The sequence below is a fragment of the Streptomyces sp. NPDC006332 genome (assembly GCF_040612855.1).
Lineage (GTDB): Bacteria > Actinomycetota > Actinomycetes > Streptomycetales > Streptomycetaceae > Streptomyces.
Genome location: NZ_JBEXRA010000061.1, coordinates 25,754 through 50,020 on the forward strand (window position 1 = coordinate 25,754; position 24,267 = coordinate 50,020).

The window sequence follows — 24,267 nt, forward strand, 5'->3', positions numbered from 1 at the left end:
AAGGTCTCCCCCACCGCTTAGGATCCGCCGCGTGTGCGCACATGTGCTGGTCGCCGAGGACGACGAGATGCAGGCCGAACTCATCCGCCGGTCCCTGCTGGCGGAGGGACACACCGCCACCGTGGTCCACGACGGCCGGGCCGCCCTCGATGCGGCCCACCGGCTCCGGCCGGACCTCGTCGTCCTGGACCTGATGCTGCCGGTGATCGACGGCTTCGGGGTGTGCCGGGTGCTGCGCCGGGACGACGACATCCCCGTCCTGATGCTCACCGCCCGCACCGCCGAGGACGACGTCCTGCTGGGTCTGGAACTCGGCGCGGACGACTACATGACCAAGCCGTACAGCCCGCGCGAGCTGATGGCCCGCATCCGCACGGTCCTGCGGCGCAGTTCCCGCGCTCCGGCCGAGCGCCGGGACGAGTCCGTCGTACGGGCCGGGGGAGTCACCGTCGACCGGGTACGGCACGAGGTGCGCTGCGAGGGCGCCCTCGTGGAGTGCACACCGGCCGAGTTCGAGATCCTGCTGGCGATGGCCGGCGAACCAGAACGGGTGTTCTCCCGGCGGCAGTTGCTGGAGGTCACCCGGGGCACCGACCGGGCCTCCACCGAACGGGCCGTGGACGTCCACGTCATGAACCTGCGCCGCAAGATAGAGGCGGACCCGCGCCGCCCCGCCCGGCTGCTGACCGTCTTCGGGGTCGGCTACAAGCTCAGCGGCGGCCGCGGATGAGCGGCTGGATACCGTTGCGCAAACGCCTGCTGGTGCGGCTGCTGATCGCCTCCGGTCTCGTCGCCGTGTGCTCCGTGGCGGCGACCGCCTGGCTGGCGGTGGAGACCACCACCCGCGCCCTGCGGGAGGAACAGGGGCAGGTCCTCGCCGACGACATGGACGTCCTCGCCCGGCTCAGCGGATACGCCGCGACCCACCCCGACTGGAGCGGAGTCGGGCCGACGGTGCGGGAGTTGTCCAAGAAGACGGGCCGGCGCATCGCCCTGACCACGGCCGACCGCACCCCCCTCGCCGACTCCGCGCCCCGCGGGACCGCGCTGCCGTTGACCGCCGCCGCCACCGTCGACCCCCTGCGCACCGACACCTACACGGAGCGCGGCGCCCAGATCAGCGGCACGGATCCGCGGGTGGTGGGCCCCTACCGGCTGACCGAGGGCGAACGCCGCGAGCTCGACGCCCTGGCCCACGAACGACAGGGCTGCTTCGCCCGGTACGGCATCGACCTGAGCCTCAGCCGCGCGCCGAGCGGCCGACCGGTCCTCACCGAGGCGGACGGCAGCGCCGACCCCGCCTATGTGCCCGACGCGTGCGCCGACGGCCGGTTCAACACGCCGCTGGCGACCGAGCAGAAGGCACTGACCGCCCTCGAGAAACGCGCCCGGAGCTGTCTGACCCGGGCGGGCCTGGAGCCCGGGATGCCGCTGTACCTCGGAGTGGACGTCACCCCCTCGGCTCCGCGGGTCCCGTCGTTCGCACCGGTGCTCGCCAAGGTGGGGCCCAGGGTCGCGCGCGCGGCCCAGGCCTGCCTCGACAATGCCCGCCGCGCCCAGCTCGACCCCTACGCCGCGCCCGCCGCGCAGTTGTTCCTGGGCGGCGACAAGGACACTCCCGCCGTACGGTTCGACATGTCCCCGGGCAACAAGGCCAAGGTCGTCGGTGCCGCCGGGCTCGTCCTCGCCGTCACGGTGGCCGTGACGGCGGTGATCGCCACCCGGCTCGTCCGGCCGCTGCGGGCGCTGACCGAGGCCGCGCAACAGCCGCCGGAACGGCACGTGCGGGTTCCCGTCACCACCCGGGACGAGACCGGCATCCTGGCCGCCGCCTTCAACGAGCTGACGGAGCGCCGCGAACGCCTGGAGGCCCAACGCAAGGCGATGGTCAGCGACATCGCCCATGAACTGCGCACCCCGCTCACCAACATCCGCGGCTGGCTCGAGGTCACCCGAGACGGCGTCGTCGACCCGGACCCGGCCCTGCTCGCCGCCCTGCACGACGAGGCCCTCGTCCTGCAACGGGTCATCGACGACCTGCGCGACCTCGCCGACGCCGACGCCGACGCGCTGCGCCTGCACCCGGAGCCGGTGCGCTGCGACGAACTCCTCGACCAGGTGGCCGCCGCCCACCGGGTCGCCGCCGACGCGGCCGGCGTCCGCCTCCGCACCACCGTGGACGGCACCCCGTGGCTGCACGCCGACGCGGTGCGGATGCGGCAGGCGCTGGGCAACCTGGTGTCCAACGCGTTGCGCCACACGCCCGCCGACGGCACCGTCACCCTGGCCGCGCGCAGCGCCGACGGCGACGTGCTGCTGCAGGTCACCGACACCGGTACCGGAATCGAGGCCGACGACCTGCCGTACGTCTTCGACCGGTTCTGGCGCGCGGAGAAGTCCCGCAGCCGCCGCACCGGCGGCAGCGGTCTGGGCCTGCCCATCGTCCGCCACCTGGTCGCCGCGCACGGGGGCAGCGTGGAGGCGGCGAGCGAGCCCGGTAACGGGAGCGTCTTCACCCTGCGGCTGCCGGGCGGCCCGCCGCGGTAGCGGCCCGTCCGGTTCCGCCGCCGTCGATCGGGTACCCCGTCCGAGCACACGGCGAAGAGGGAGGTCAGAACCATGTCCGCAGCGTGCGAGATGCCGGTCGTACGGACGCTCGCCGAGCTGACCGACCTGGTCGAGCGCCACCACCGCACGTACGTCCGCTGGTCGCGCGGACCGGAGACCGACCTCGCCGGGCTGTCCAGCACCGACGATCTCACGGGTGTGTCCATGCCGGGACTGTCCGCCAACCCGCTCGACGTCGAGGAGTGGTGGGAGGACCGCCCGGTCGAGTTGTGGGTGGCCCGCCGGCTGTACGACTACTCCCATCTGGTGCACGAGAAGGGCCCCGGCGTGCGTCCCTGGGTCCTCACGGGCCGGGAGACGGGCCGTGGGCCCGACAACGAGCCGCTGGTCGTGGATGTGGGGCCGATGTGCTGGATCGACCACCGGGTGATCGACGAGGCACGGGCCGCGGTGGACCGGCAGCCGAGCGACTGGGGACCGCTGCGCCGAAGCGGCGGCTGATGTGGGGACCCGGTGTCGTACTCACCGGGCCCCCACATCAGCCGCCTCAGATCATCCCGTCAGCCGGCTCGTCGACGGGCCGCCGCGCGACGCTTGATCGCACGCCGTTCGTTCTCGCTCGTTCCGCCCCAGACGCCGATGCTCTGCCCGGTGTCCAGCGCCCACTGCAGGCACTGATCCTGGACCGGGCAGGGACGGCACACGGCCTTCGCCTGTTCCTCCTGCACCAGCGCCGGCCCGGTGGTGCCGATCGGGAAGAACAGATCGGGGTCCTCGTGGCTGCACGCGGCGTGTTCGCGCCAGTTCTCCATGAAAAACTCACCTGCGATCGAAGTCGGACGTGCCCTCGGGGATGTCTTACTCGTTTCCGGGTCTCCGGTCGATGCCTGGGCGAAACAGCCGAGTCCTGTGGGACCTCGTGAAGATATGGCGGGGGTTCACTGCTCGCGGATGCCCCAGGGGGAGCCGTACGCGGTCAGCAGGTCGAGGAAGGGACCGGCCGGGAAGGCCTCGGGGCCCAGGACACCCGTGCCTCTCCAGGCGCCCGTGGCGAGCAGTTCGAGGGCGACGACCGGGTTGACGGCTGTCTGCCACACCACCGCCTGACAGCCGTACTCCGCCATGGACCACTGGTTGTCGACCACGTGGTACAGGTACACCTCGCGCGGCGCCCCGTCCTTGACGCCGCGCACCCAGGTGCCCGCACAGGTCTTGCCGTGCATCCGCTCGCCCAGCGTCGCCGGGTCCGGCAGACAGGCGGCGACGACGTCGCGGGGCGAGACCGCGACCGGCCCGGCGACGCCCGGCACCGTCACCGGGGCGGTCCGGTCCAGGCCCAGCAGGTGCAGCGTCCGCAGCGTCCGGATGAACTCCTCGCCCAGCCCGTACTTGAAGGTGACCCGGCGGGCGTCCACCCAACGCGGCACCAGCAGCACCTCCTCGTGCTCCACGTTCACGCACTCGACCGGCCCGATGCCCTCGGGGAAGTCGAACACCTCCGGCTCACTGAACGGCTCGGTGGTGAACCAGCCCCGGTCGGCCTCGTAGACGACCGGAGGGTTCAGGCACTCCTCGATCGTGGTCCAGATGCTGAAGGACGGGGCGAAGTCGTAGCCGTCGACGGTGAGGTTCGCGCCGTCGCGGACACCGATCTCCTCGATCTCGTCGAAGAGTTCGTCGGCCGCGTACCGGGCGAAGACGTCCGACAGCCCGGGCTCCACGCCCATCCCGACCAAGGCCAGCGCGCCGGCGATCTCCCACTCCGGCGCCCGCGTGAACTGCTCGTCACCGAGCTTGACCCCGCACTCCTCGTACGGGCGCTCGGCGTGCGGCCGGGACAGCGACATCGCCATGTCGACATAGGTCGCCTCGGCGGTCCGCGCCGCCCGGAACAGCGGCATCACGAACCGGGGGTCGGTCGCGTTCAGGAGGACGTCGCAGCGGTGGCGCGCCAGCAGTGCCGCCACGGCGGCCTCGTCGCCGGCGTCCACGCGCTCGGCCAGGAAACGGCTTCCTCCGTCTCCGAGCGCCGCGACGGCCGTCTCGGCCCGCGTGGGGTCGTGGTCGGCGACCACCATCGCCTCGTAGAACGGCCGTCGGGCAGCGATCCGGGTGATGGCGGTGCCCACTCCGCCGGCGCCCACGAGCAGTACACGCATGACAAGAACTCCCTGCCGGTTCGAACGTCGCTGATGTGTCGTGATGCATCGCTGATGTGGGGCCCTCGACGCCGATACAACGCCGTACGCTCACACAAGGTCAATGCCGTTGGCATAAGGGGCTTTCACCGAGAGAGGGAGGCCGGCCGTGGTGCCGAAACCCGTGGTCCCCGAGGAGAAGCGGCGCCGGCGACGGCCCACCAGGAGCGGCACGGTGCTGTCGGAGCGGCTGATCGTGGAGACCGCGCTGCGCATGCTGCGCGAACACGGCAGCGACGGACTCACCGCCCGCCGCCTCGGCCTCGCCCTGGACGCCGACCCGTCCACGCTCTACCGGTACTTCCGCGGCATGGACGACCTGACGCTGGCCATCGGTGACGCGCTCATCGGTCAGGCCCTGGACGGCTGGGAGGCGACGGGGCAGTGGCGGTCGGACCTGCGGACCGTCGGGTTGCGCATCCACACCGCGTACCTGGCGCACCCGCAGGCCGCCCTGCTGACCACGAACCGGGTCACCGGCCGGGCGAACGAACTCGCCGCCGACGAGGCGGTCCTGGACATCCTCAGAACCGCGGGCTTCCCACTGCCGGACACCGTGCGCGTGTACCACGCCTTCATCGACCAGACCCTCGCCTTCGCCGCCCTCGACGCGGCCTCGCTGACCCTGCCGAGTGCTTCCCAGCACGCCGACGAGGAGGTGTGGCGCTCGACGTACGCCCGCCTCCCACGCGCCACCCACCCCCGCATCGCCGAGGCGGCCCCTCTCCTGGCCACCCGCATGGTGACCAGCGCGTACCCGACGGCACTGGAGATGCTCCTGGACAGCGCTGAGGCCCGACTGACGTCGCTCAGGGCCCGGCCGCGAACGGGTGGACACGATCAAGCTCCGCCCGCCCAGCATCCCGGCCCGGGACCGTGAATCGCCGACGGCACGCCGCGTCGACGGCGTTCACGGCCGCGGGGCGGCGGGGGCGCCGTCGGGGGGTGCGGCAGGCCGTCAGGCCGAAAGCCGGGGCCGTCGGCCGGTCAGGCGCGCAGTGTCTCCGCGGCGGTTCTCGCCACCGCGTCGGCGACCGCGGCCAGTGCCGGTGAGTCGAGCTTCCACTGCTGCCAGTACAGCGGCACGTCCACCGTGCGTTCCGGCGCCAGGGGGACGAGGCGGCCCGCGTCCAGCAGGGGCCGCGCCTGAACCTCGGGCACCAGGCCCCAGCCGAGACCGGCCACCACGGCCTCGACGAAGCCCTCGGAGGTGGGGACGTGGTGCCGTACCTGACTCGCCCCCTGCCGGTCTCCGCGCAGCCCGCGCACGAACGCGTCCTGGAGGTCGTCGTCGCGGTCGAAGACCAGCACCGGCGCCGCCGCGAGCGCGTCCGGCAGCGGTCCGCCGAGATGTCGGGCGGCGAAGTCCGGGTGTGCCGCGCCCACATAACGCATCCGGCCCAGCGACCGCACCGAACAGCCCGCCACGGGATCGGGTGACGACGTGACGGCGGCCATCACCAGGCCCTCCCGCAGCAGTGCCGCCGTGCGGCTCTCGTCCTCGCGGCGCAGCTCGAAACAGAGACGAGGTTCCCGGTCGACCCGCGTGAGCGCCCCCAGGAACCACGTCGACAGGGAGTCCGCGTTCACCGCGACCGAGACCCGGGTGGGCTCCGAGGCACCGCTCATGCCGAGCTCGGCGCGCGCGTCCCGCTCCAGCCGGGCCAACTGCCGGGCGAACCGCACGACCACCTCGCCGGACTCGGTCGGCCGCACCGGCTTCGTGCGGACCAGCAACACCCGCCCCGTGCGCTGCTCCAGAGCCTTCACCCGCTGGCTCACCGCCGACGGTGTCACATGCAGAGCGGCGGCCGCCGCGTCGAACGTGCCCTCGTCCACCACCGCGAGAAGGGTCCGCACCTGGTCGGCAGGAAGCTCGGTCATCATCACGACAGCTAATGGTACGTAAGAATCCTTAGCTGTACACGCGGTGATCGTTTCCCTAGCGTCGACGTCATGACCGCTTCCCTCACCGCCGCGGCCGCCGGCTTCGGCACCGGCCTCTCACTGATCGTCGCCATCGGCGCCCAGAACGCCTTCGTGCTGCGCCAGGGCGTCCGGCGCCACGCGGTCCTGGCCGTCGTCGGCATCTGCGCCCTGTCCGACGCCTTCCTGATCGCCCTCGGCGTCGGCGGGGTGGGCGCGGTGGTGGTGGCCTGGCCGGGTGCGCTGACCGCGATCGGCTGGATCGGCGGCGCGTTCCTGCTCGGCTACGGCGCCCTGGCCGCACGTCGGGTGCTGCGGCCCGGCGGTGCCCTGCGCACCGAGGGGGAGTCGGAGGGGTCGGTGCGGCGGGCGGTACTCACCTGTCTGGCGATGACCTGGCTGAACCCCCATGTCTACCTCGACACCGTCTTCCTGCTCGGTTCGGTCGCCGCCGACCGGGGCCCGCTGCGCTGGACGTTCGGGCTCGGAGCCGCGCTGGCGAGCCTGTGCTGGTTCGCCGCGCTCGGATTCGGAGCCCGGCTGCTCGGCCGTTTCCTGGCCCGGCCGACCGCCTGGCGCGTCCTCGACGGCCTGATCGCGACGACGATGATCGCCCTCGGCGTCACGCTCGTGGCGGGGGCCTAGTGCGAACCCGAAGGTCACCACTGGCAGGGCTGATGTCCACAACCTGAGATATCGCATCCCGGCTCTCGGAAGGTCCTGCGATAGTGAACCCCGGACCCGATAGGTGTAACAAGCAACCAGGAAGCCCGTGGACACCAGCGAGAGCAGCAGCACCGAACCGCACTCTTCCTCCGCGGACGACACGAAGCAGCCCCGGGGCGGCTGGCGCCGCTGGGCCATGGACACCCGCCCGCTGCGCGTGCCCGCCTACCGCAGGCTGTGGTCCTCGACGATCGTCACAGCCGTCGGCAGCCAGCTCACCGCTGTCGCCGTACCGAAGCAGATCTACGACATCACCGGGTCCTCGGCCTGGGTGGGCGCCGCGAGCCTCGCCGGACTGCTGCCGCTGATCGTGTTCGCCCTGTGGGGCGGGGCGGTCGCCGACACCATGGACCGGCGCAAGCTGCTGCTGATCACCAACAGCGGTATCGCCGTCACCTCGGTCCTGTTCTGGCTCCAGGCGGTCACAGGGTTCGACTCGGTGGCCGTCCTCATGGTGCTGCTGGCGGTGCAGCAGGCGTTCTGGGGACTGAACGCCCCGGCCCGCAACGCCTCCATCGCCCGCCTGGTGCCCGAGGAACAGCTGCCCGCCGCCAACGCCCTCGGCTCCACCGTCATGCAGACCGGACAGGTCGTCGGACCGCTGCTCGCCGGTGTCCTGATCCCCGTCGTCGGCCTGCCGGAGCTGTATCTCATCGACGCCCTGGCGTTGTGCGTCACGGTGTGGGCGGTCTACCGACTGCCCTCCCTGCCGCCCCTGGCGTCGGCCTCCGCGCGCCGGGCGGGGGTGCGGGAGATCGTGGCGGGGTTCCGTTACATCTCCGCACACAAGGTGCTGCTGCTGTCCTTCCTGGCCGACATCATCGCGATGGTCTTCGGCATGCCCCGCGCCCTGTTCCCCCAGCTCGCCTCCCAGACGTACGCCCCCTACGGCGAAGGACTCGCACTCGGCCTCCTGTTCGCGGCGATACCCATCGGCGCGGTGGTCGGCGGGCTCTTCTCCGGCACGTTCTCCCGGGCCCGCCGGCACGGCTGGATGGTCATCGGCGCGGTCGTGGCCTGGGGCGCGGCCATCACCGGCTTCGGACTGAGCGACAGCCTGTGGCTCGCCGTGGTGTTCCTCGCGGTGGCCGGTGTCGCCGACATGGTCTCCATGGTCTTCCGCGGGGCGATCCTGCTGTCCGCCGCGACCGACGAGATGCGCGGCCGGATGCAGGGCGTCTTCACCGTCGTCGTCGCGGGCGGCCCGCGCCTGGCCGACGTGCTGCACGGCACGGCGGGTTCGGCGTTCGGCGCGCGCACGGCGGTCGCGGGCGGCGGGCTCCTGGTGGTCGCCGTCATGCTGAGCCTGGCGCTCGCGGTCCCGGCGCTGCGCCGCTACCGCATCTGAACTCCGGCGGCCCCTACAGGCGCTGCGCCGCTACCGCCGCCCGACTCGGCGTCCTACAGGCCCCCGCGCCGCTTGAAGGCGTACTGCTCCATCAGCTTGCCCCGGGTCGTCTCCAGGCGGTGCGCCAGGATCTCGGCGACGGTCCGCACCAGGATCATCCCGAGCCGGCGGTCCTCCTCACAGAGCCGCAGCACGGCCGCCGCGTCGAACTCGTAGGCCCGCACCGGGCTGAAGGCCTCCGCGCCGAAGTCCCACTGGTAGGGCTTGAACAGCCAGGACCAGCCGAGCAGGTCGCCCGCGCCGAGAGAGGCGACCGTGACCCGCTGCTGGGACGTCACCTGCTGGGTCAGTGAGACCGCGCCCGAGCGGATGACCCAGAAACGGTCGGCCGTACCACCCGCCTCGAAGATCCGGGCGTCCTCGGGGAAGGAGACCTCCCGGGCCAGGGTCATCAGGCGCTCGCGTTGGGGCAGCCCGAGGGCGGTCAGCAGTTTGATCGCTTTGGTCATGGCACGGGGCTCCTCGCCGGCGGCACTTCCGGTTCTTCCCTGAGGGGGGTCCACTCACTAAGCCCATTCCAGCGGCTCCCGGTCCCCTGGGCACCTCGGCGGACAGGAGAATCGAGCACGTTCTTGCGGGGACCGGTGCCCGGGCATGAAAAAGCCCTGGCTGGACGGGGGAGACCAGCCAGGGCCGTTGAGCGGTGACTTCGGAGGACGGTACGGTCGACTCCGTGGCCACGTATAAGTGAACCGTAAACCATTCAGGGCGCCTGCGCGAAGCCGAATGCGGGGCAGGTGACCCGTTTCACTCGGCGCTCACTCCGCGTCCCGGCCCAAAACCCTGATCGTCTCCAGCTCGGGGTCGGTGGCGTCGGGAAGGTTCATGCCCGCGTTCAGTCCGGTACGCAGATAGCGCAGCACCGGATCGGTCAGCCGCTCGCCGGGCAGCACGGCGGGGATACCGGGCGGATACGGCGTGATCATCTCGGCGGCGATCCGCCCCACGGCCTCGGACAGCGGGACGTGCTCGGCCGGTCCGAAGAACGCGTCCCGCGGCAGGCGGGCCTGCACCATCCGCAGCTCGCCGGCCGACGGCACCTCCACCCGCGGCGCGGGGCGCAGGTCCGGCGCCGCCCGCGCCAAGTCCTCGAGCGCGGCGAGCAGTTGCCCGGCCGTCTCCTGGTCGTCGCCGTGGGTGATCTGCGCGCCGATCCGACGGTGGTCGGACAGATGCACGTTCACGTCCCGGTGTTCGCGCAGCCAGTCCGCCGCCTGGTACCCGGTGATCCCGAGCGCCTCGATGTCGATGACGCCGGGCAACGGGTCGAAGTCCTCGGCCAGGCCCGCACCGCAGAAGTCGGCCCGGTCGTTGACGTGCATCCCGTCGATCTTCTCGATCCGCGCCCGGACATCGGCCGCGAGGTCCAGCGCGCCGCCCATGAGCTCCTCGCCGTGGAGGGCCATCTGGCGACGCCACCCGTCGAGGCCCGCGTACAGCAGCACCGACGGACTGGTCGTGCCCAGCAGATCCGCCCGCATCCGCAGCAGCTCCGCCGGAACCAGATCGCCCCGCAGATGGAAGACGGAACCCTGCTCGAGGCCGCTGCCCATCTTGTGGATGCTGGTCACGCAGATGTCGGCGCCGGCGTCCATGGCCCAGGACGGCAGATCGGGGTGGAAGGGCAGATGGGCGCCCCAGGCCTCGTCCACGATCAGCGGAACCGACCGACAGTGGCAGACCCCGGCCACCTCCCGCAGATCCGCACAGGCACCGTACGGCGTCGGACTGGTGATCAGCGCGCCCTTGGCGTCGGGATGGGCATCGAACGCCGCCTCGAACTCCGCCGCGGACGGCGGATGCGCCAGCCGCCGCTCCGGGTCCCACCGCGGCACGACCCAGACCGGCTCGATACCGGACAGGATCAGCCCCGACACGACGGACTTGTGCGCGTCCCGTCCGATCAACAGCTTCTCGTGCGGCCCGGCGACCGCCAGCATCGCGGCCTTGACGGACAGGGAACTCCCGCAGGTGGTGAAGAACGTGTGCTCCGCGTGCACGGCGTCGGCCATCAGCTCCTCGGCCCGCTCCAGCACCCTGCCCCGGGTGAGCCGGTCGTCGAGGGCGCCCGACGCCAGCACGTCCCCCAGGAAGACCGCGTCGCCCAGCACCTCCCGCACCGCGGGATCCGCGCCCCGGGCCTGCTTGTGACCCGGAGGCGCGAACGTCAGCCGCCCCTTGCGGTGATAGTCGGCCAGAGCTTCCAGAACGGGTGCGCGGGTGTGATCGATCGCCATGCGGCCCGGGTTCCCCACACGGGGTCGATCGACGCCCGCGAAGGGGAGCCCGGGCCGGAGGTCACGCCCCTCCGGCCGACCTGCCCGGCGTCAGGATCTCGTCCAGCACCCTCAGCACACTCTCGTAGACCACGCTGCGCACCTCCGCGTCACGAGCTCCGTCCGGATCCGTCATCCGCAGGTCCTCCCGGCGGGTCCGCCACGCCCGCTCCTCCTCCTCGGCGCAGGCCCGGGCGCGCTGGATGCGCCGCAACAGCTCGTCTGAATCCACCACATCAGTCATGGCAACCGCGTACCCGCTCGCGTCGCCTGAATGACCCGAGGTCTGCCCGGAAAGGGAGGTTTGGTACGCCGGGGAGAGGTGAGCCGAAGTAGGGAGACCTGCGGGAGCCCGCCCGGCCAGGGACGCAACCGCCGAGACCCAGGCCGCGGGAAGCGCCGCGGTCCACGGGCGCCGCGCCCCGACGAGGCCGCCACCGGTGACCCGATCCACCTACCTTCAGCAAGCAGGGAGTGAAAGGGATGTGCGAGCAGCACAGGACCGAGTTCGTCCTCGAACCGTACGCCGCCGAGCGGCGCGGCCGTGCTGGACCGTGCAAACCGGCCGAGGCGCGCAAAGCGGTCGAGCGGGCCGTCACCGAACGCTGCCGCGCCACCGACTGTCCGTGCGACGCGGACGCCCTCTCCGACGCGCTGCTCGTCGCCTCGGAACTCACCACCAACGCGATCCTGCACGGCGGCGGGATCACGGACTTCCACGTCGACGTCGTGGGACCCGGCGTACGGGTGTCGGTGAGCGACCGCAGCGACCAGCTGCCCGTGGTCGCCCCGCCGACCGACCGGCAGGGGCGCCGACGGGTCGGTGGCCACGGCTGGCCCATCGTCTGCCGACTGGCACGCGACGTCCGGGTGACCGACCTGCCCTCCGGCGGGAAGTGCATCACCGCCGTGGTCCCACTGAACTGAAACCACCGTCCTGAACACTTTCCAGGGATCGGAGTTTGGTCCCAGGGGTGCAGGGCAGACGCAATTTCGTGCTTCGGACCGGAGGCGCGCCAGCGGGAGCGGTATGGCTGCTCCGGGGCCTTCCTGGTCATCCGGGCGCGGCGACCCTCCCGCGGTAATTCCCTGAACCGACCGCTTCAGGAGCGATTCCGCATGCTCATCGATACGACGACCAGCCGTCCCGGCACGCCCGCTCAGCCGACCTCCGCCAACCGGCGCCGTCACGACGACGCCCCCGACACGGCCCTCCTGTTCACCCGGTTGGCCGCACTGGAGGACGGTCCCGAACGGGACGCCGTCCGCGACGAGCTCGTCACCGCCTGGCTGCCCATGGCCCACCGGATCGCCGGTCGCTTCCGCGACCGCGGCGAGTCGGTCGAGGACCTGCGCCAGGTCGCCGCCCTCGGACTGGTGAAGGCGATCGACCGCTTCGAACCCGAACGCGGCGCCTTCGAAAGCTACGCCGTCCCCACCATCACCGGTGAGGTCAAGCGTCACTTCCGGGACCGGATGTGGGCGCTGCGCGTGCCCCGTCGGGTGCAGGAACTGCGTAACAAGGTACGAGTGGCGCGCCGCGAACTGACCCAGAACCCGGGCTCGCCCGAGCCCTCGACGGCGGACCTCGCCGCCCATACCGGGCTGACCGAGGACGAGGTCGCCACCGGGATGGAGGCCCTCGAAAGTTTCAGCACCCTGTCGCTGGACGCCGAGCTCTCGGCCGGCGAGGACGGCTACAGCCTCGCCGACACCCTGGGTGCCTCGGACAACTCCTACGACACCGTCGTCGACCGCGAGTCCGCCAAGGAGGGCCTGCGCAGGCTGCCGGAGCGGGAGCGCGCCATCCTCTACATGCGCTTCTTCGAGGACATGACGCAAAGCCGCATCGCCGACCAGCTCGGCATCTCCCAGATGCACGTCTCCCGCCTGATCAGCCGCAGCTGCGCCCGGGTGCGGGACGAGGCGCTGGGGCAGCGGGCAGGCGGTCGCGGGCCCGGCGCACGAGCCGTCTGAGTGGACGAGGAGCGAAACGGATGCTGATGCCCCATCCCGGATTCCTGCGTCAGGTCGTCGACGAGTACGAGGCGCTGTCGGCCGCGGAGGCCGCCCGGGCGAGCGAACCGAGCCCGAGGGCGCGCGACCTCGCCTACACGCTCTGCGTGTCCACCGGCACGCGGGACGTGCGAGTAGCCCTGGAGACCGCGCACCGTCTGCTCGGTGCCCGGCCCGAGCCCGATCGGGCCCAGTTGGTCGAATGACAGCAGACCGCGGACGACCAGGCCGCGGTACGGGATGAGCCGGAGCGGCTACGGGCCGAGGTGCGTGAGGTGCGCACCTCGGCCCGTGTCCGCCCGCTCACCCCCGCTCAACACCCAGGGTCGCGGTACGCCCCCGGCGCCGATACCCGCGACCCCGCCGGGGTCGTGAGCCCGCGCGGGCCCGGACCTCGGAACTCACCTCGAACACCACCCATGCGCCGGGCGTGCCCGCTCACGACCAGGGCATCCGGCCTCCAGGAGGACGACATGAACACGAGTGCCACGGTGCGCACCGGTCGGATGGGCGCCCGCAGAATGGCGAGGGGCTCGGCCGCGGAGAGCGCCGCACGGGCGGGACTGACCGCGCGGGGCGTCATCTACCTGCTCGTCGGTGTCCTGGCGCTGCAGATAGCCTTCGGCGACAGCGAGCACCAGGCGGACCGCGGCGGCGCCCTCGCCGAGATCGCCGAGAAACCCTTGGGGGCCGTACTGCTGTGGGCCCTGGGCATCGGGCTGGTGGGCATGGCCCTGTGGCGACTGTCCGAAGTCGTCTTCGGGTCGGTCGGACCGGACGGCCGCAAGGCCAGGAAACGTCTGATGGCAGCCGTGCGCTGCGTCTTCTACTCGTTCGTCGCCTACTCGGTGCTGTCCTTCGCCGCGGGCTCGGGCGGCAGCAGCTCCAGCGACAAGCAGTCCAAGGACGTCACCGCCCGGGTCCTCGAGGCCCCCGCCGGACAGTGGCTGGTGGGCGCGGCCGGCGTCGGCATCGTCGTCGCCGGTGTGTGGATCGCCGGCCGGGCCGTCCTGCGCAAGTACCACGACAAGCTGAAGCTGGGCGAGATGTCCCCGCGCACCCGTCGGCTGGTGGACGTGACGGGCGTGGGCGGCGGCGCGGCCCGTGGCGTGGTGTTCGCCGCCGCCGGCGGATTCGCCGTACGTGCCGCCATCGAATACGAACCCGACAAGGCCAAGGGGCTCGACGACACCCTCCGCTCGTTCGCCGAGACCCCGCTCGGACCGTGGCTGCTGGTCTGCGTGGCCGCCGGGCTCGTGCTCTTCGGACTGTTCTCGTTCGCGATGGCACGCTGGCGCAGGGTCTGAACCGGCCCTGTCCGGGGAACCCGCACAGGATGAACGAACCCGAGCTTCCGCCCGACGGCCGGCCCGTGGACGTCTACCTGGGCCTGCTGCGTATCCGCATGGACACCGAGGACTACAACCTGCTGCTCAGCGTGGTCGAGCCGGTTCTCAAGGCCATCGAGGAAGAACGCCTGCCCGCGCTCGACTTCGCGCTCGACGAGGACCGGCCCGGCGGGCTGCCCCAGGAGGTCCGCGACGAGGCAGCCCTGGTCATCGCCACCGCGGTGACGGGCCGGCTGGACAACGAGGTGGTCGAGCTGGACATCGACGAGACCGGGCCGGTCCGGGTCGTCACGGACGCGGCCACCGCGTCCGACCCGGTGCGCCTGGGCGAGATCGCCGACTACATCCGCGAACGGCAGCAGATGAACGACGAGCTGCGTGGCATCGCCGAGGCCAGCGACCTGCCCACGGACATCTGACGGCCCGGGCCCCAAATCCGGGCCGTCACCCGAGGCACACGCCCGTCGTCACCGCCGCGGCTCGGCCACCGGAACGTCCAGCGGCCGCGCCAGACCGGCCACGGTCTCGTCCAGACGCTGCAGATGCCGCAGCACCCGGTCGGTGACCCTGCCGTACCTCGGTGTGCCCGGCACGTCCGGCTCCAGCAGTGAGGCGATGCTCCGCCCGGTCTCGACCTCGACCGTCGCCTGCTCGTCGGCGAGCCGCGCGGCGATCGCCGCGATGTTGTGCGCGATGCGCCGCCCGGCCCGGCGCAGCCTCGGATCTGCCGCGATCGACGGATGCGTGGGCAGCAGCTCGGCCGTCGCGGCCAGCGAACGCGCGTGATACGCGCAGGTCTCCAGGAGCGCGACCACGTACCGGGCGGTGTCGCGGCGGGCCCGCAGCGGCGTGACCGGGTGGGTGAGCGGCTGGGTGGCCGCCCGTAGATCGGCCAGCGCCTGGTCCAGATCGCGCGCCTGGTCGAGCAGATCGACCGGAGGTCCACCGCTGAGCTGGTCGACCGCCGTCTCCGTGACGTCCTTGAGCCGGTCCAGAACGGTGACCAGCAGATCGTTCGTACGGCGGTCGGTGTGCACCGGCAGCACGAACGCCGCCGCCACGATCCCGCAGGCCGCCCCGAGCGCCGTCTCCTCCACCCGCAGCACCAGCACCGAGAAGGTGTAGGTGTGCAGAAGGGTGTAGAGCAGCCCCAGCGCCGCCGTGACGAAGAAGGACATCAACGTGTACGACAGGGGCGCCGTGTAGAACATCGCGAAGACGAACACCAGCACCAGAGCGAACGCCGTCCAGGTGTGATGGCCGACCAGGCCCGCCAGCACGATGCCCGCCACCACGCCGAGCACGGTGCCTACCAGCCGGCGGTAGCCCTTGACCAGGATCTCGCCCGTGGACGCGGTGTTGATGAAGACGATCCAGCAGGTCAGCACCGCCCAGTACCAGCGCTGGCTGGAAAGGAACTCACCGCCGACGATGGCCAGCGAGGACCCCACCGCGACCTGGACGGCCGCCCGGGTGGTGGGCCGCCGCAGCCCGGTGGCCTCGTCGTCCTCGCGGTCCTCGTCCTCGCCCGCGTCGATCGCCGCGTCCTCGGCGTCCATTTCCTCCCGCGAGCGGGCCGTCGCCGGCGTGTCGTCCGACTCGTCCCGCGCGCCGCCCAGCGCGATCCGCAGCCCCAGCACCGCGCGGGCCGCCTCGCCGATGCCCCGGAACACGTCCTGGACGACCGTCGGGGCGGCCGGCAGGTTGTCCCCGTCGCGGTAGCCGAGGAGCCGGTTGCGCACATGGGACAGCGCGGTGCCGTTCTCCGACACCGGCCGCAGCACCAGCATCCGCAGCGCGTCGAGGTCCCGGCGCAGGGTGGCGGTCGCCTCGTCGCGCGCCGGCAGGGGAGCGCCCGCCGGGGCGGGGGCGCCCGGCAGATGCATGGTCAGTGTGTCGGCCCGCTCGGCGCTGCGGGCGGTCAGCAACAGCAGGCCCAGCCGCTCCGCGGCGATCTCGGCGTCCGCGATCCGGCGTTGCAGCAGCCTGGCCGTGGCCTTGTCGGCGGTGCCCTCCTCCAGCCGGCCCTGGATCATCATCGCCGTCTCGTGCAGCCGGGCGGTGCCGCCGCGCACGTCCTCCAGGGCTTTCTCCAGCTCCTGGGGACCGGCGTCGAGCAGCTCGACCTGCGCGGACACCAACTGGGCCAGCCTGGCCCGGAACGCCTCGCGCAGCCGATAAAGGATGCCCGCGGGAGTCTCGGGCACGAGCACGAAACGCACCAGCGCGCTGCTCGCGAAGGCGATGCCGAGGGCGCCGTACAGCTCCGGCAGGCCGGAGACGGCGGCGCCGACGAACAGCGACAGGAAGTAGACCTGGAAGCCGATCAGGCCGAGCGCCGTGCCGCGGTCGCCGAACCGGCGGCCGTAGACCGCGCAGAAGATGAGGACGACGAAGAAGGCGTCCCCGCCCACCACTCGGGAGCTGAGGAGCGCACCCAGCGTCACGGACGCCAGGGCGACGGGCAGCCCGAGCGCGAGGGTCACGGCCTGTTTCCCGCGCTGCTTCTCCCGGATGGCGAAGGTCGCGACCATGGCCGCCATCGCCCCGGCCACCAGATGCGTGACGTCGGAGCCGAGCAGGCCGAGCACGGTGATGGTGAGGGCGATGGCGCCCACCGTTCTGAGGCCGGCGGCCAGTCGCAACAGTCCGGGATCGGACGCCGCGACGCCGTCCCGAAGTCGTGCCCTCAGGGACCGTCCCACTGCCTTCACGCCGCCGTACTCATTCCCGTGTCACGTCATGATCTCCAGTTCAGCATGTCATGACCGGGTCGATCGCCCGCTTCCGGCCCGGTCGCTTCCCCGACCCACGGCTGACCGCCGACCGGCACCGGCGATCGGCGGTCAGGGACCGTTCCGTGTCAGGTGGGCCGGAGCGTCACAGCTCCTGCCGCGCCGAGCCGTCGACGTGGGCCCGCACCTGTTCCGGCTTGAGATACGAGTCGGTGTACTCGAAGTCCTTCAGCTTGGCGGGCTTGCGGGCCTGGAAGCCGGTGCGGACGAAATCGTCACCGGCGAGCGCGTTGAGCACCCAGTTGGTCATCACCCGCGTCTTGGCGACGCCGGTCCGCAGCGCCTGCCAGTGGTAGCCGCGCGCCACCGCCTGCGCGGGCACGCCGCGCAGCTCGATGCCGAGCGGCTTGGACACGGCGTCCTTGCCGCCGAGGTCGACGACCAGACCGAGGTCCTTGTGGACGTACGGGCGGAGCGGCTGGTCGCGCAGGGCCGCGATGACGTTGTCGGCGACGTGCTTGCCCTGCCGCATCGCGTGCTGTGCGGTCGGCGGGCACACCGCGCCGTCCTCAACTTTGGCCTCGTCGGGCACCGCGGCGGCGTCGCCGAGCGCGAACACCCCGTCGTGCCCCGACAGGTTCATGCTGGCGGTGACCGCGAGCCGTCCCCGCACGGTCTCCGCGCCGAGGGTGGCGATGAGGGGACTGGCGACCACACCGGCGGTCCAGATGAGGGTGCGGGTGGGGATCACCCGCCCGTCGGTGAAGGTGACCTCCTCCGGGCCCGCCTTCGCGATGGAGGTCCCCAGCGAGACCTCGATGCCGCGCCTGCGCAGGATCTCCTGCGCGCTGCTGCCGAGCTTGTCGCCCAGTTCCGGCATCAGCTTCGGGGCGATGTCGATCAGGTGCCACTTGATCAGCCCCGGGTCCAGGCGGGGGTAGCGCTTGACGGCGGCGTGCGTCAGACGCTGCAGGCAGGCCGCGGTCTCGGTGCCCGCGTAGCCGCCGCCGACCACCACGAACTGCAGCCGGGAGGCCCGCTCCGCCGGGTCCTGGCTGGCGTCGGCCAGGTCGAGCTGGGAGATGACGTGGTCGCGGACGTACGCGGCCTCGGCGAGGGTCTTCATGCCGAACGCGTGATCGGTGAGGCCGGGGATGTCGAAGGTGCGGGTGATGCTGCCGGGGGCCAGCACGATGTAGTCGTACGGCTCGTCGATGATCCGGTCGGTGATGGTCCGTATGACGCAGACCTTCGACTTGAGGTCCACACCGATCGCGCCGCCCGGAATGATCCGGGTGCGGTACTTCTTGCTGCGGCGCAGCGAGACGGCGATCGACTGCGGCGTCAGCACGCCGGAGGCGACCTGGGGCAGCAGCGGAAGGTACAGCTGGTAGGCGAACGGCGTCACGAGCGTGACGTCGGCCTCGTCGGGGGAGAGTTTGCGTTCCAGACGGCGAACGCACTCCACACCGGCGAAACCTGCTCCAACCACCAGGATCCTGGGTCGTGTCACGGTGTTCATCCCTTTCTGCGGCTCCAGGCGGTCTGCCTCGAACGCCATTCGCCTGCCCGTGGATCGCTGCTTCGCACCTCATTGATCCAACCGGATGCCGACCGTCCCGCCGGGCCGCGGCGGGCAGCCGTACGCGTCGATCACCACCATGCCCGCCCGGCCGCCGAAGCGCATCGGGGCGGGAGGGAAAGAAGAGGAGAGAATTTCGCGGACGAGACGCTGAGGATCCGAACCGCAGGAATCTCAGGCGGCCAGGTGACAGAGCAGCAGACACACGTCGTCGTCGCGCTCGGAGTCGCTCAGCAGCGGGGTGAGGATCCGGTCCGCAGCGCCCTCCAGGTCCGCGTCCAGCTCCTCGGAGCGGAACGTCCCGAGCGCCTCCGCCAACCGCTCGATACCCGGGTCTATGCCCTGCGCGCGCCGCTCCACCAGGCCGTCGGTGTACAACGCCAGCGTGGAACCGGGCACCAGCGGCGCGGTGTGGTCGGCGATCACCTGCCGCAACGGGATGCCGAGCATCGCGCCCGGTTTGGCGTCCAGCGTGTGCACCTGCCCGTCGGGGGTACGCAGCACCGGCGGCGGATGGCCCGCCGCCGCCCAGGTCAGGGTGGGATCGCCGGGCCGGAAGCGGGCGATGACCGCGGTGGCGTACAGGTCGGGCTGCAGATGGTGCAGGAACGTGTGCAGCCGGGTCAGCAACTGGCCGGGGCTGCCGCCGTCCACGGCGTAGGCGCGCAGCGCGGTACGCAGCTGGCTCATCATCACGGCCGCGTGCAGACCGTGCCCGGTGACGTCGCCGATGACGGTGATCAGGCTGCCGTCGGGTTGCCGGAAGGCGTCGTACCAGTCGCCGCCGATGTTGAGTCCGTGCGTGGCCGGAAGGTAGCGGGCGGCCAGGCTGAGGCCCGACGTGGTCGGCAGGTCCGTGAGCAGGGCGCGCTGCAGGGTCTCGGCGATGTCCCGGTTGTGCTCGAAACGGCGGGCGTTGTCGATGGCGATGCTGGCCCGTCTGGTGAGCTCGATCAGCATCACGGCGTCGTCCGGGTCCCAGCTCTCGCCCGGCGGGGAAAGGATCAGTACGCCCAGCGGCGCGCGGCGCGTCGGCAGCGGGACGCACAGCAGGGGCCGGGTGGGGTCCAGCGCCGACGGAGGCTGGTCGTCGACGCCCGGCAGGCCTCCCGGGTGGGCGGCGGCGTACTGGGGGCGCCCGGTGCGGGCGGCGCGCACGGCTGCTGCCGGATGCGGGGTGGGCCGGTGCCGGTCACCGTCGCTGTCGAACAGCCAGACGTCGACGCTGCGGGCGTACTCGGGCACCAGCAGGTCGGGCAGCCGGCGCACGATCTCGTCATGGTTGAGGGACGCCGTCAGCACCGCGCTGGCGTCCGCCAGGAACGTCAGCCGGCGCCGGGCGCTCTCCGCCTCGGTGCGTGCCTTGCGTTCGGCGGCGAAGGCCTCCCGCTGGGCACGCCCCGCGGCGTCCAGTTCGGCGTGCAGAGCGAGCACGCCCTGGTTGGTCTGGTGCAGTTCCTCCCGGTGGAAGGTGACCAGGTCCTCCTGCTCGGTGAGTTTCTCCAGCACCAGCGCGGTGTCCTCGTCGGCGCCGAGCAGGGCCTCCGCCAGGACGGCGGGGTCGTCGGCGACCGCGGCGGCCCCGGCCCCGTCCGTGGCCTCCGGGCAGCGGACCGTCGTCCGCCACGGAGGCTGCGCGGCGGTGGCACCCGTGACGTCGGCCGAGGTCACCAGCGCGTGCAGCAGCCCGTCCTCGCCGGGCGCGGCGGTGACGTCCAGGGTCAGCCACCAGGTGCCGCCCTTGGTGAGGCACTGCCGCAGATGGGCGCTGAGCGCGCTGGTCAGCCGGGTGCGCTCGAGAGCGGACACTCCGTGCGCGGCGGCCAGCCGGGCGGTGGCGATCCGGGCCTGGGCCGCGTCGACGGCGGTCGTGATCTGCAGACTGGACGTCATGGCTCCTCCGACGGGGTCGGAGCCAGCACCGCCACGGCGGTGTCGTCCCGCACCGGCCGGGCGGAACTGCTCGCGTCACGTAGGGTCACCGCGGCCACGACGGCGGGGTCGGCCGCCAGCAGGTCCGGGTCGGACGGGGGCGTCCAGCGGCTGGGCAGACCGTCGCTGTGCAGGATCAGCAGCCGGTCGGGCGCCCACGGAATACGGTCCTCACGCAGCGTGGCATGCCGGTGGACGCCCACGATGCCGGGCCGGGACAGCAGCGAACGCCAGGTGCCGCCCTCACGCAGCCGCGCCCCGATGTTGCCGACGCCGGCGAACCGCAGCACCCCCGCGCCGGTGTCGATCTGGGCGACCGCGACGGCCGCCCCCCTGGTGCCGCGCAGCGCCGAGTCCAGGTTGACCAGCGCCTCGGCGGGCGGAAGGTGGGCCGAGGTGTGCAGGGCCCGCGTCGCGGCCGTCGACGCCCAGGCCGCCTCGGGACCGTGTCCCAGTCCGTCGGCCATCATCAGGGTCAGCAGGCCGCCCGAGCGGGCCCACGCCCAGGCGTCGCCCGAGCACTCCGCCCCGCCGAAGGGGACGTTCACGCCGCCGACCCGTACCGGTGCGGCCGGCGCTGCCCCGTTCGCGCGGACGCCGACCCGGGCCAGCGCCACCGTGCCCCGTCCCGGCACGCTGTACAGGCCGAAGTCGTCCGCTATGCGGCGGCACGTGCCGAGCCCGGCGCCCAGGGAACGCGCCGTCGAATAACCGTCGCGCAGGGCGTCGCGGACATCGGCGATGCCCTGTCCGTGGTCGATCGCGGCGATCTGCACCATCATCGGGGCGCCGGCCTCGGGAAGCGGCGGGTCCACCAAGTCGATGAGGACCTGCCCGCCCCCGGCGTGCTTGAGCAGGTTGGTCGCCAGTTCGGTCGCCACCAGCGCGGTGGCGGCCGTACGAGGCTCGTCGAGCCCCGCCCGCACGGCCGCACGTTCCGCGGCCACCCGCACGTCACGCACCCGCGTCGAGTCGTGCACCGGGATGTCCCACACCAGCGACATCAGTACTCCTCGCGCGGCCGCGGCACCGACGCCCAGGAGATCACCGTCACCTTGGTGCCGACCCCCGGAGTGCTGTCGACGGCGAACTCGTGCACCAGCCGCCGTGCCCCGCCCAGTCCCATCCCCAGACCGCCGCCGGAGGTGTAGCCGTCGCTCAGCGCCCGGTCCAGGTCCGGGATGCCCGGTCCCTCGTCGGCGAAGGTCAGCCGCAGTCCGCGGCCCCGCCCGCTGGTGACCGCGGCGGTCTCCAGCTGTCCGCCCCCGCCGTGCACCAGGGTGTTGCGGGCCAGTTCACTGGCCGCGGTGACCACCTTGGTCTGCTCCACCAGACTGAAGCCCAGCAGGCCGGCCGCCTGCCGCACATGCTGCCGCACCCACACCAGATCCATGTCCGAACGGATCGGCAGGCAGGCCTCGACGCCCGCGGCCGTGTGCATCACCGGTGCTCCCGGCGCGGACCGCCGGAGCGGGTGTGGGGGTCAAGCCCAGCGAGGAGCTCCATCGCCGCCTCGGTGGTGAGCGCGGTGCGCAGCCCGGGCAGGGTCAGTCCCAGCTCCACCAGAGTGATCGCCACCGCCGGGCGCATACCGGCGATCACGGTCCGCGCGGCCAGCAGCCGGGCGTTCGCCGCGATCTCGGCCAGCACCCGCCCGAGGAAGGAGTCGACGATCTCCACCCCGGAGATGTCGATGACCACCCCGGTCACCCCGGTGCCGACGATGGTCTCGCCGATGTCCTGCTGCAACTGCTGCGCCGCGCTGTCGTACAGATCCCCCTGGAGGGTGACCAGGAGGATGTCACCGAGCCGGAGGACCGGCACATGCCCCGTGACGGGGCGGGAGAAGTCGTGGCTCACTGGGAAACCGCACCGCCGGGCGTCGCGCTGACGATGTCGGAGCCGAGCTTGTGCAGGGTGTACGCCAGGGCGTCGGCCAGGCTGGCCCGGGTGATCACGTTGCCCAGGTCCAGGCCCAGGTGGACCATGGTCTGCGCGATCGCCGGACGGATCCCGGAGACCACGCATTCCGCGCCCATCAGCCGGGCGGCCGCGACCGTCTTCATCAGGTGCTGGGCCACCAGCGAGTCGACGGTGGGCACACCGGTGATGTCGAGGATCGCGAACCGGGCGTGCTGGTCGACGATGGCCTCCAGCAGCGTCTCCATCACCACCTGGCTGCGGGCACTGTCGAGGGTGCCGATCAGCGGCACGGCCACGATGCCGTCCCACAGCTTGATGACCGGCGTGGCCACCTCCATCAGCTGCAGTTGCTGCCGCTCGATCAGGGCCTGCCCCTCGCTGAGCGCGGTCTCCAGCACCACCAGCCGCAGGGTGCCCATCAGCACGGTCAGCGCGGTGGTGCACTCCCGGACCCGGTCGGCCCGGTTCTCGGTGAGGTCGGCGAGCAACAGGGTCTCGACCGGCGGACGCAGCGCGTTCACGTCGTTGGACACCTGCGTGGTGGTGAAACCGGCCCGTGAGCGGGCCGCGCCCATCCGTGACAACTGCTCGCGCACCACGGTGAATCCCGCGGCGTCGGGGTCGTGCACCTGTTCCGTGTCGGCGACCTGGGCGAGCGCCTCGAGGACGATCCTGCCCGCTTCCACCGCCTCGTCCCGCGAGACGGTGAACACCGTCCGGAAAAGGGGTTCGTCGGCCCACCGCTGGGCGATCTGCTCGGTACGGCGACGCAGGAAGTCCGCGACCTCCCGCGACGGCGATCCGTACTGTCCTACCGTTTCGTGCTCCGGCACCTGTATTGCTCCTCGGAGTCCTCGTCGTCGTGTCGTCGCACCGAACCCGCTGGAGGTACGAGACGGCGTGGTGACCCTGCCGGTCGACCACTGTAACCATGCCCCCACCTCGTACGACACCTCGTCCCCGCGTCAGCGGACAGGTGAGGTGTCCGGCGTGTCGAAGGCTCCTGGACTGCCCTTCGGATCAGGCCTGTCGTTCGTTCTGCTCGATATGCCCGTCCCCCTCCGGCTGGTAGGCGTCGGCCCGGGCGAGCGCCTCGTCGAGGCTCTCGGACACCGGAACCGTGATGCTCACGCCGGTCAGGTCCAGGATCCGGCGCACCGCCGGAGTGGGGGAGATGATGTGCACACTCCCCGGTATGTCGCGGGCCTCCTGGTAGACCCGCAGGATGATGTTCATGCCGGACGAGTCCATGAACGGGACGGACGACAGGTCGAGCAGGAAGTGCCGTCGGCCGTGGTGGAGTTGGTTGGCCAGGTGATGCTGGAACTCCGTCGCGGTGTCTACGTCCAAGTAGCCCTCGACCGTGATCAGGGCGACGTCCTCCCGGGGCAGGGTGACCTCGACGGACAGGGGGTTCTGGGCAATGGACACGAGTACCTCCACAAATGCTTACGGCCAGGGGCGGTTACCCCGGTGAGCGGCTTCGATGCACACCGATTCCGACGGTGTCCCGTGATCAAACTCTCAACGGTCGGGCGGGTGGCGCCAGGCCCCGTCCACAGGCCCGCACCGCGTTCCGCGAGTGCCGCGTCTCATCCTCTGCCCTTCGCAGTCCGTCGTCGTCTTCC

At 71.9% G+C, this 24,267-nt stretch carries 25 protein-coding genes; 11 read left to right on the plus strand and 14 right to left on the minus strand.

Translation table 11 applies throughout. From position 1 onward, the window contains the following. The first annotated feature begins 31 nt into the window (after positions 1–31). The 3 genes from ABZ027_RS36490 (at position 32) to ABZ027_RS36500 (ending at position 3,069) form a co-directional block, all read left to right on the plus strand. Positions 32–730 (plus strand): response regulator transcription factor, encoded by a 699-nt coding sequence (locus ABZ027_RS36490; protein ID WP_356776102.1) that lies wholly within the window; start codon positions 32–34, stop codon positions 728–730. Beyond that, complete coding sequence (locus tag ABZ027_RS36495; protein WP_356776105.1) at positions 727–2,547, plus strand: HAMP domain-containing sensor histidine kinase; 1,821 nt, start codon at positions 727–729, stop codon at positions 2,545–2,547. Before ABZ027_RS36490 ends, ABZ027_RS36495 begins: the two co-directional genes overlap by 4 nt. Before the next feature lie 72 nt (positions 2,548–2,619). Further along, a complete protein-coding gene (locus ABZ027_RS36500; protein ID WP_356776107.1) occupies positions 2,620–3,069 on the plus strand; it encodes a DUF6098 family protein in 450 nt (149 codons plus the stop codon). Between the two features lie 59 nt (positions 3,070–3,128). Here the strand turns inward: ABZ027_RS36500 and ABZ027_RS36505 are convergent, their stop codons facing one another. Continuing rightward, positions 3,129–3,380, minus strand: a complete 252-nt coding sequence (locus ABZ027_RS36505) for a WhiB family transcriptional regulator (RefSeq protein WP_356776109.1) — start codon at positions 3,378–3,380, stop codon at positions 3,129–3,131. A gap of 126 nt (positions 3,381–3,506) precedes the next feature. Next, on the minus strand, positions 3,507–4,727 hold the full coding sequence (locus ABZ027_RS36510) for a saccharopine dehydrogenase C-terminal domain-containing protein (RefSeq protein ID WP_356776111.1): 1,221 nt from the start codon (positions 4,725–4,727) through the stop codon (positions 3,507–3,509). Positions 4,728–4,878: 151 nt separating this feature from the next. Between ABZ027_RS36510 and ABZ027_RS36515 the strand changes: the two genes are divergently transcribed. Further along, complete coding sequence (locus ABZ027_RS36515) at positions 4,879–5,646, plus strand: TetR/AcrR family transcriptional regulator (protein ID WP_356776151.1); 768 nt, start codon at positions 4,879–4,881, stop codon at positions 5,644–5,646. 107 nt (positions 5,647–5,753) lie between these two features. Here the strand turns inward: ABZ027_RS36515 and ABZ027_RS36520 are convergent, their stop codons facing one another. Further along, positions 5,754–6,653 carry a LysR family transcriptional regulator ArgP gene (locus ABZ027_RS36520; protein WP_356776153.1) on the minus strand — a complete coding sequence of 300 codons (900 nt, stop codon included), beginning with the start codon at positions 6,651–6,653 and terminating at the stop codon, positions 5,754–5,756. A 69-nt stretch (positions 6,654–6,722) separates the two neighbouring features. Between ABZ027_RS36520 and ABZ027_RS36525 the strand changes: the two genes are divergently transcribed. Both ABZ027_RS36525 and ABZ027_RS36530 read left to right on the plus strand, forming a co-directional pair. Continuing rightward, positions 6,723–7,337: a LysE/ArgO family amino acid transporter gene (locus tag ABZ027_RS36525; protein WP_356776113.1), complete on the plus strand. Its 615-nt coding sequence runs from the start codon at positions 6,723–6,725 to the stop codon at positions 7,335–7,337. A gap of 127 nt (positions 7,338–7,464) precedes the next feature. Beyond that, positions 7,465–8,766 carry an MFS transporter gene (locus ABZ027_RS36530; RefSeq protein ID WP_356776115.1) on the plus strand — a complete coding sequence of 434 codons (1,302 nt, stop codon included), beginning with the start codon at positions 7,465–7,467 and terminating at the stop codon, positions 8,764–8,766. Positions 8,767–8,819: 53 nt separating this feature from the next. On the opposite strand, the gene ABZ027_RS36535 is transcribed toward ABZ027_RS36530, so the two are convergent. The 3 genes from ABZ027_RS36535 to ABZ027_RS36545 all read right to left on the minus strand — a co-directional run bounded on the left by ABZ027_RS36535 (position 8,820) and on the right by ABZ027_RS36545 (position 11,346). Then, entirely contained in the window at positions 8,820–9,275 is a 456-nt protein-coding gene (locus tag ABZ027_RS36535) for a cyclic nucleotide-binding domain-containing protein (protein WP_356776117.1), read from the minus strand. A 309-nt stretch (positions 9,276–9,584) separates the two neighbouring features. Then, a complete protein-coding gene (locus ABZ027_RS36540) occupies positions 9,585–11,063 on the minus strand; it encodes an ornithine decarboxylase (protein ID WP_356776119.1) in 1,479 nt (492 codons plus the stop codon). A gap of 61 nt (positions 11,064–11,124) precedes the next feature. After that, positions 11,125–11,346: a hypothetical protein gene (locus ABZ027_RS36545; RefSeq protein WP_356776121.1), complete on the minus strand. Its 222-nt coding sequence runs from the start codon at positions 11,344–11,346 to the stop codon at positions 11,125–11,127. Between the two features lie 239 nt (positions 11,347–11,585). On the opposite strand from ABZ027_RS36545, the gene ABZ027_RS36550 reads away from it, so the two are divergent. The 5 genes from ABZ027_RS36550 (at position 11,586) to ABZ027_RS36570 (ending at position 14,886) form a co-directional block, all read left to right on the plus strand. After that, on the plus strand, positions 11,586–12,029 hold the full coding sequence (locus tag ABZ027_RS36550; protein WP_356776123.1) for an ATP-binding protein: 444 nt from the start codon (positions 11,586–11,588) through the stop codon (positions 12,027–12,029). A 192-nt stretch (positions 12,030–12,221) separates the two neighbouring features. Next, a complete protein-coding gene (locus tag ABZ027_RS36555; protein WP_356776125.1) occupies positions 12,222–13,079 on the plus strand; it encodes a SigB/SigF/SigG family RNA polymerase sigma factor in 858 nt (285 codons plus the stop codon). 20 nt (positions 13,080–13,099) lie between these two features. Next, positions 13,100–13,324, plus strand: a complete 225-nt coding sequence (locus ABZ027_RS36560; protein WP_356776127.1) for a DUF5133 domain-containing protein — start codon at positions 13,100–13,102, stop codon at positions 13,322–13,324. Positions 13,325–13,591: 267 nt separating this feature from the next. Further along, positions 13,592–14,425: a DUF1206 domain-containing protein gene (locus tag ABZ027_RS36565; RefSeq protein WP_356776129.1), complete on the plus strand. Its 834-nt coding sequence runs from the start codon at positions 13,592–13,594 to the stop codon at positions 14,423–14,425. A gap of 29 nt (positions 14,426–14,454) precedes the next feature. Further along, positions 14,455–14,886, plus strand: a complete 432-nt coding sequence (locus ABZ027_RS36570; RefSeq protein ID WP_356776131.1) for a hypothetical protein — start codon at positions 14,455–14,457, stop codon at positions 14,884–14,886. 48 nt (positions 14,887–14,934) lie between these two features. Here ABZ027_RS36570 and ABZ027_RS36575 read toward each other — a convergent pair whose 3' ends face one another. The 8 genes from ABZ027_RS36575 to ABZ027_RS36610 all read right to left on the minus strand — a co-directional run bounded on the left by ABZ027_RS36575 (position 14,935) and on the right by ABZ027_RS36610 (position 24,070). Further along, positions 14,935–17,181 carry an FUSC family protein gene (locus ABZ027_RS36575; RefSeq protein ID WP_356776133.1) on the minus strand — a complete coding sequence of 749 codons (2,247 nt, stop codon included), beginning with the start codon at positions 17,179–17,181 and terminating at the stop codon, positions 14,935–14,937. A gap of 166 nt (positions 17,182–17,347) precedes the next feature. Next, positions 17,348–18,724: an NAD(P)/FAD-dependent oxidoreductase gene (locus ABZ027_RS36580; RefSeq protein ID WP_356776135.1), complete on the minus strand. Its 1,377-nt coding sequence runs from the start codon at positions 18,722–18,724 to the stop codon at positions 17,348–17,350. A 234-nt stretch (positions 18,725–18,958) separates the two neighbouring features. Continuing rightward, complete coding sequence (locus ABZ027_RS36585; RefSeq protein WP_356776137.1) at positions 18,959–20,677, minus strand: SpoIIE family protein phosphatase; 1,719 nt, start codon at positions 20,675–20,677, stop codon at positions 18,959–18,961. Further along, complete coding sequence (locus ABZ027_RS36590; RefSeq protein WP_356776139.1) at positions 20,674–21,720, minus strand: ATP-binding SpoIIE family protein phosphatase; 1,047 nt, start codon at positions 21,718–21,720, stop codon at positions 20,674–20,676. Before ABZ027_RS36590 ends, ABZ027_RS36585 begins: the two co-directional genes overlap by 4 nt. Next, positions 21,720–22,157, minus strand: coding sequence for an anti-sigma regulatory factor (locus tag ABZ027_RS36595; protein WP_356776155.1), 438 nt, complete (start codon positions 22,155–22,157; stop codon positions 21,720–21,722). The genes ABZ027_RS36590 and ABZ027_RS36595 overlap by 1 nt, the downstream gene beginning before the upstream one ends. Next, positions 22,157–22,576, minus strand: coding sequence for an STAS domain-containing protein (locus ABZ027_RS36600; protein ID WP_356776141.1), 420 nt, complete (start codon positions 22,574–22,576; stop codon positions 22,157–22,159). The genes ABZ027_RS36595 and ABZ027_RS36600 overlap by 1 nt, the downstream gene beginning before the upstream one ends. Further along, a complete protein-coding gene (locus ABZ027_RS36605; RefSeq protein ID WP_356776143.1) occupies positions 22,573–23,472 on the minus strand; it encodes an STAS domain-containing protein in 900 nt (299 codons plus the stop codon). The genes ABZ027_RS36600 and ABZ027_RS36605 overlap by 4 nt, the downstream gene beginning before the upstream one ends. A gap of 187 nt (positions 23,473–23,659) precedes the next feature. Continuing rightward, positions 23,660–24,070: an STAS domain-containing protein gene (locus tag ABZ027_RS36610; RefSeq protein ID WP_356776145.1), complete on the minus strand. Its 411-nt coding sequence runs from the start codon at positions 24,068–24,070 to the stop codon at positions 23,660–23,662. Between the last annotated feature and the right edge of the window lie 197 nt (positions 24,071–24,267).

Coding starts and splice junctions, on each gene's coding strand:
- ABZ027_RS36595 (WP_356776155.1), bottom strand. CDS start 22,157: ATGCACACGGCCGCGGGCGTCGAGGCCTGCCTGCCGATCCGTTCGGAC.
- ABZ027_RS36520 (WP_356776153.1), bottom strand. CDS start 6,653: ATGATGACCGAGCTTCCTGCCGACCAGGTGCGGACCCTTCTCGCGGTG.
- ABZ027_RS36545 (WP_356776121.1), bottom strand. CDS start 11,346: ATGACTGATGTGGTGGATTCAGACGAGCTGTTGCGGCGCATCCAGCGC.
- ABZ027_RS36590 (WP_356776139.1), bottom strand. CDS start 21,720: ATGTCGCTGGTGTGGGACATCCCGGTGCACGACTCGACGCGGGTGCGT.
- ABZ027_RS36585 (WP_356776137.1), bottom strand. CDS start 20,677: ATGACGTCCAGTCTGCAGATCACGACCGCCGTCGACGCGGCCCAGGCC.
- ABZ027_RS36560 (WP_356776127.1), top strand. CDS start 13,100: ATGCTGATGCCCCATCCCGGATTCCTGCGTCAGGTCGTCGACGAGTAC.
- ABZ027_RS36525 (WP_356776113.1), top strand. CDS start 6,723: ATGACCGCTTCCCTCACCGCCGCGGCCGCCGGCTTCGGCACCGGCCTC.
- ABZ027_RS36550 (WP_356776123.1), top strand. CDS start 11,586: ATGTGCGAGCAGCACAGGACCGAGTTCGTCCTCGAACCGTACGCCGCC.
- ABZ027_RS36510 (WP_356776111.1), bottom strand. CDS start 4,727: ATGCGTGTACTGCTCGTGGGCGCCGGCGGAGTGGGCACCGCCATCACC.
- ABZ027_RS36540 (WP_356776119.1), bottom strand. CDS start 11,063: ATGGCGATCGATCACACCCGCGCACCCGTTCTGGAAGCTCTGGCCGAC.
- ABZ027_RS36570 (WP_356776131.1), top strand. CDS start 14,455: ATGAACGAACCCGAGCTTCCGCCCGACGGCCGGCCCGTGGACGTCTAC.
- ABZ027_RS36580 (WP_356776135.1), bottom strand. CDS start 18,724: ATGAACACCGTGACACGACCCAGGATCCTGGTGGTTGGAGCAGGTTTC.
- ABZ027_RS36500 (WP_356776107.1), top strand. CDS start 2,620: ATGTCCGCAGCGTGCGAGATGCCGGTCGTACGGACGCTCGCCGAGCTG.
- ABZ027_RS36555 (WP_356776125.1), top strand. CDS start 12,222: ATGCTCATCGATACGACGACCAGCCGTCCCGGCACGCCCGCTCAGCCG.
- ABZ027_RS36505 (WP_356776109.1), bottom strand. CDS start 3,380: ATGGAGAACTGGCGCGAACACGCCGCGTGCAGCCACGAGGACCCCGAT.
- ABZ027_RS36535 (WP_356776117.1), bottom strand. CDS start 9,275: ATGACCAAAGCGATCAAACTGCTGACCGCCCTCGGGCTGCCCCAACGC.
- ABZ027_RS36565 (WP_356776129.1), top strand. CDS start 13,592: ATGAACACGAGTGCCACGGTGCGCACCGGTCGGATGGGCGCCCGCAGA.
- ABZ027_RS36495 (WP_356776105.1), top strand. CDS start 727: ATGAGCGGCTGGATACCGTTGCGCAAACGCCTGCTGGTGCGGCTGCTG.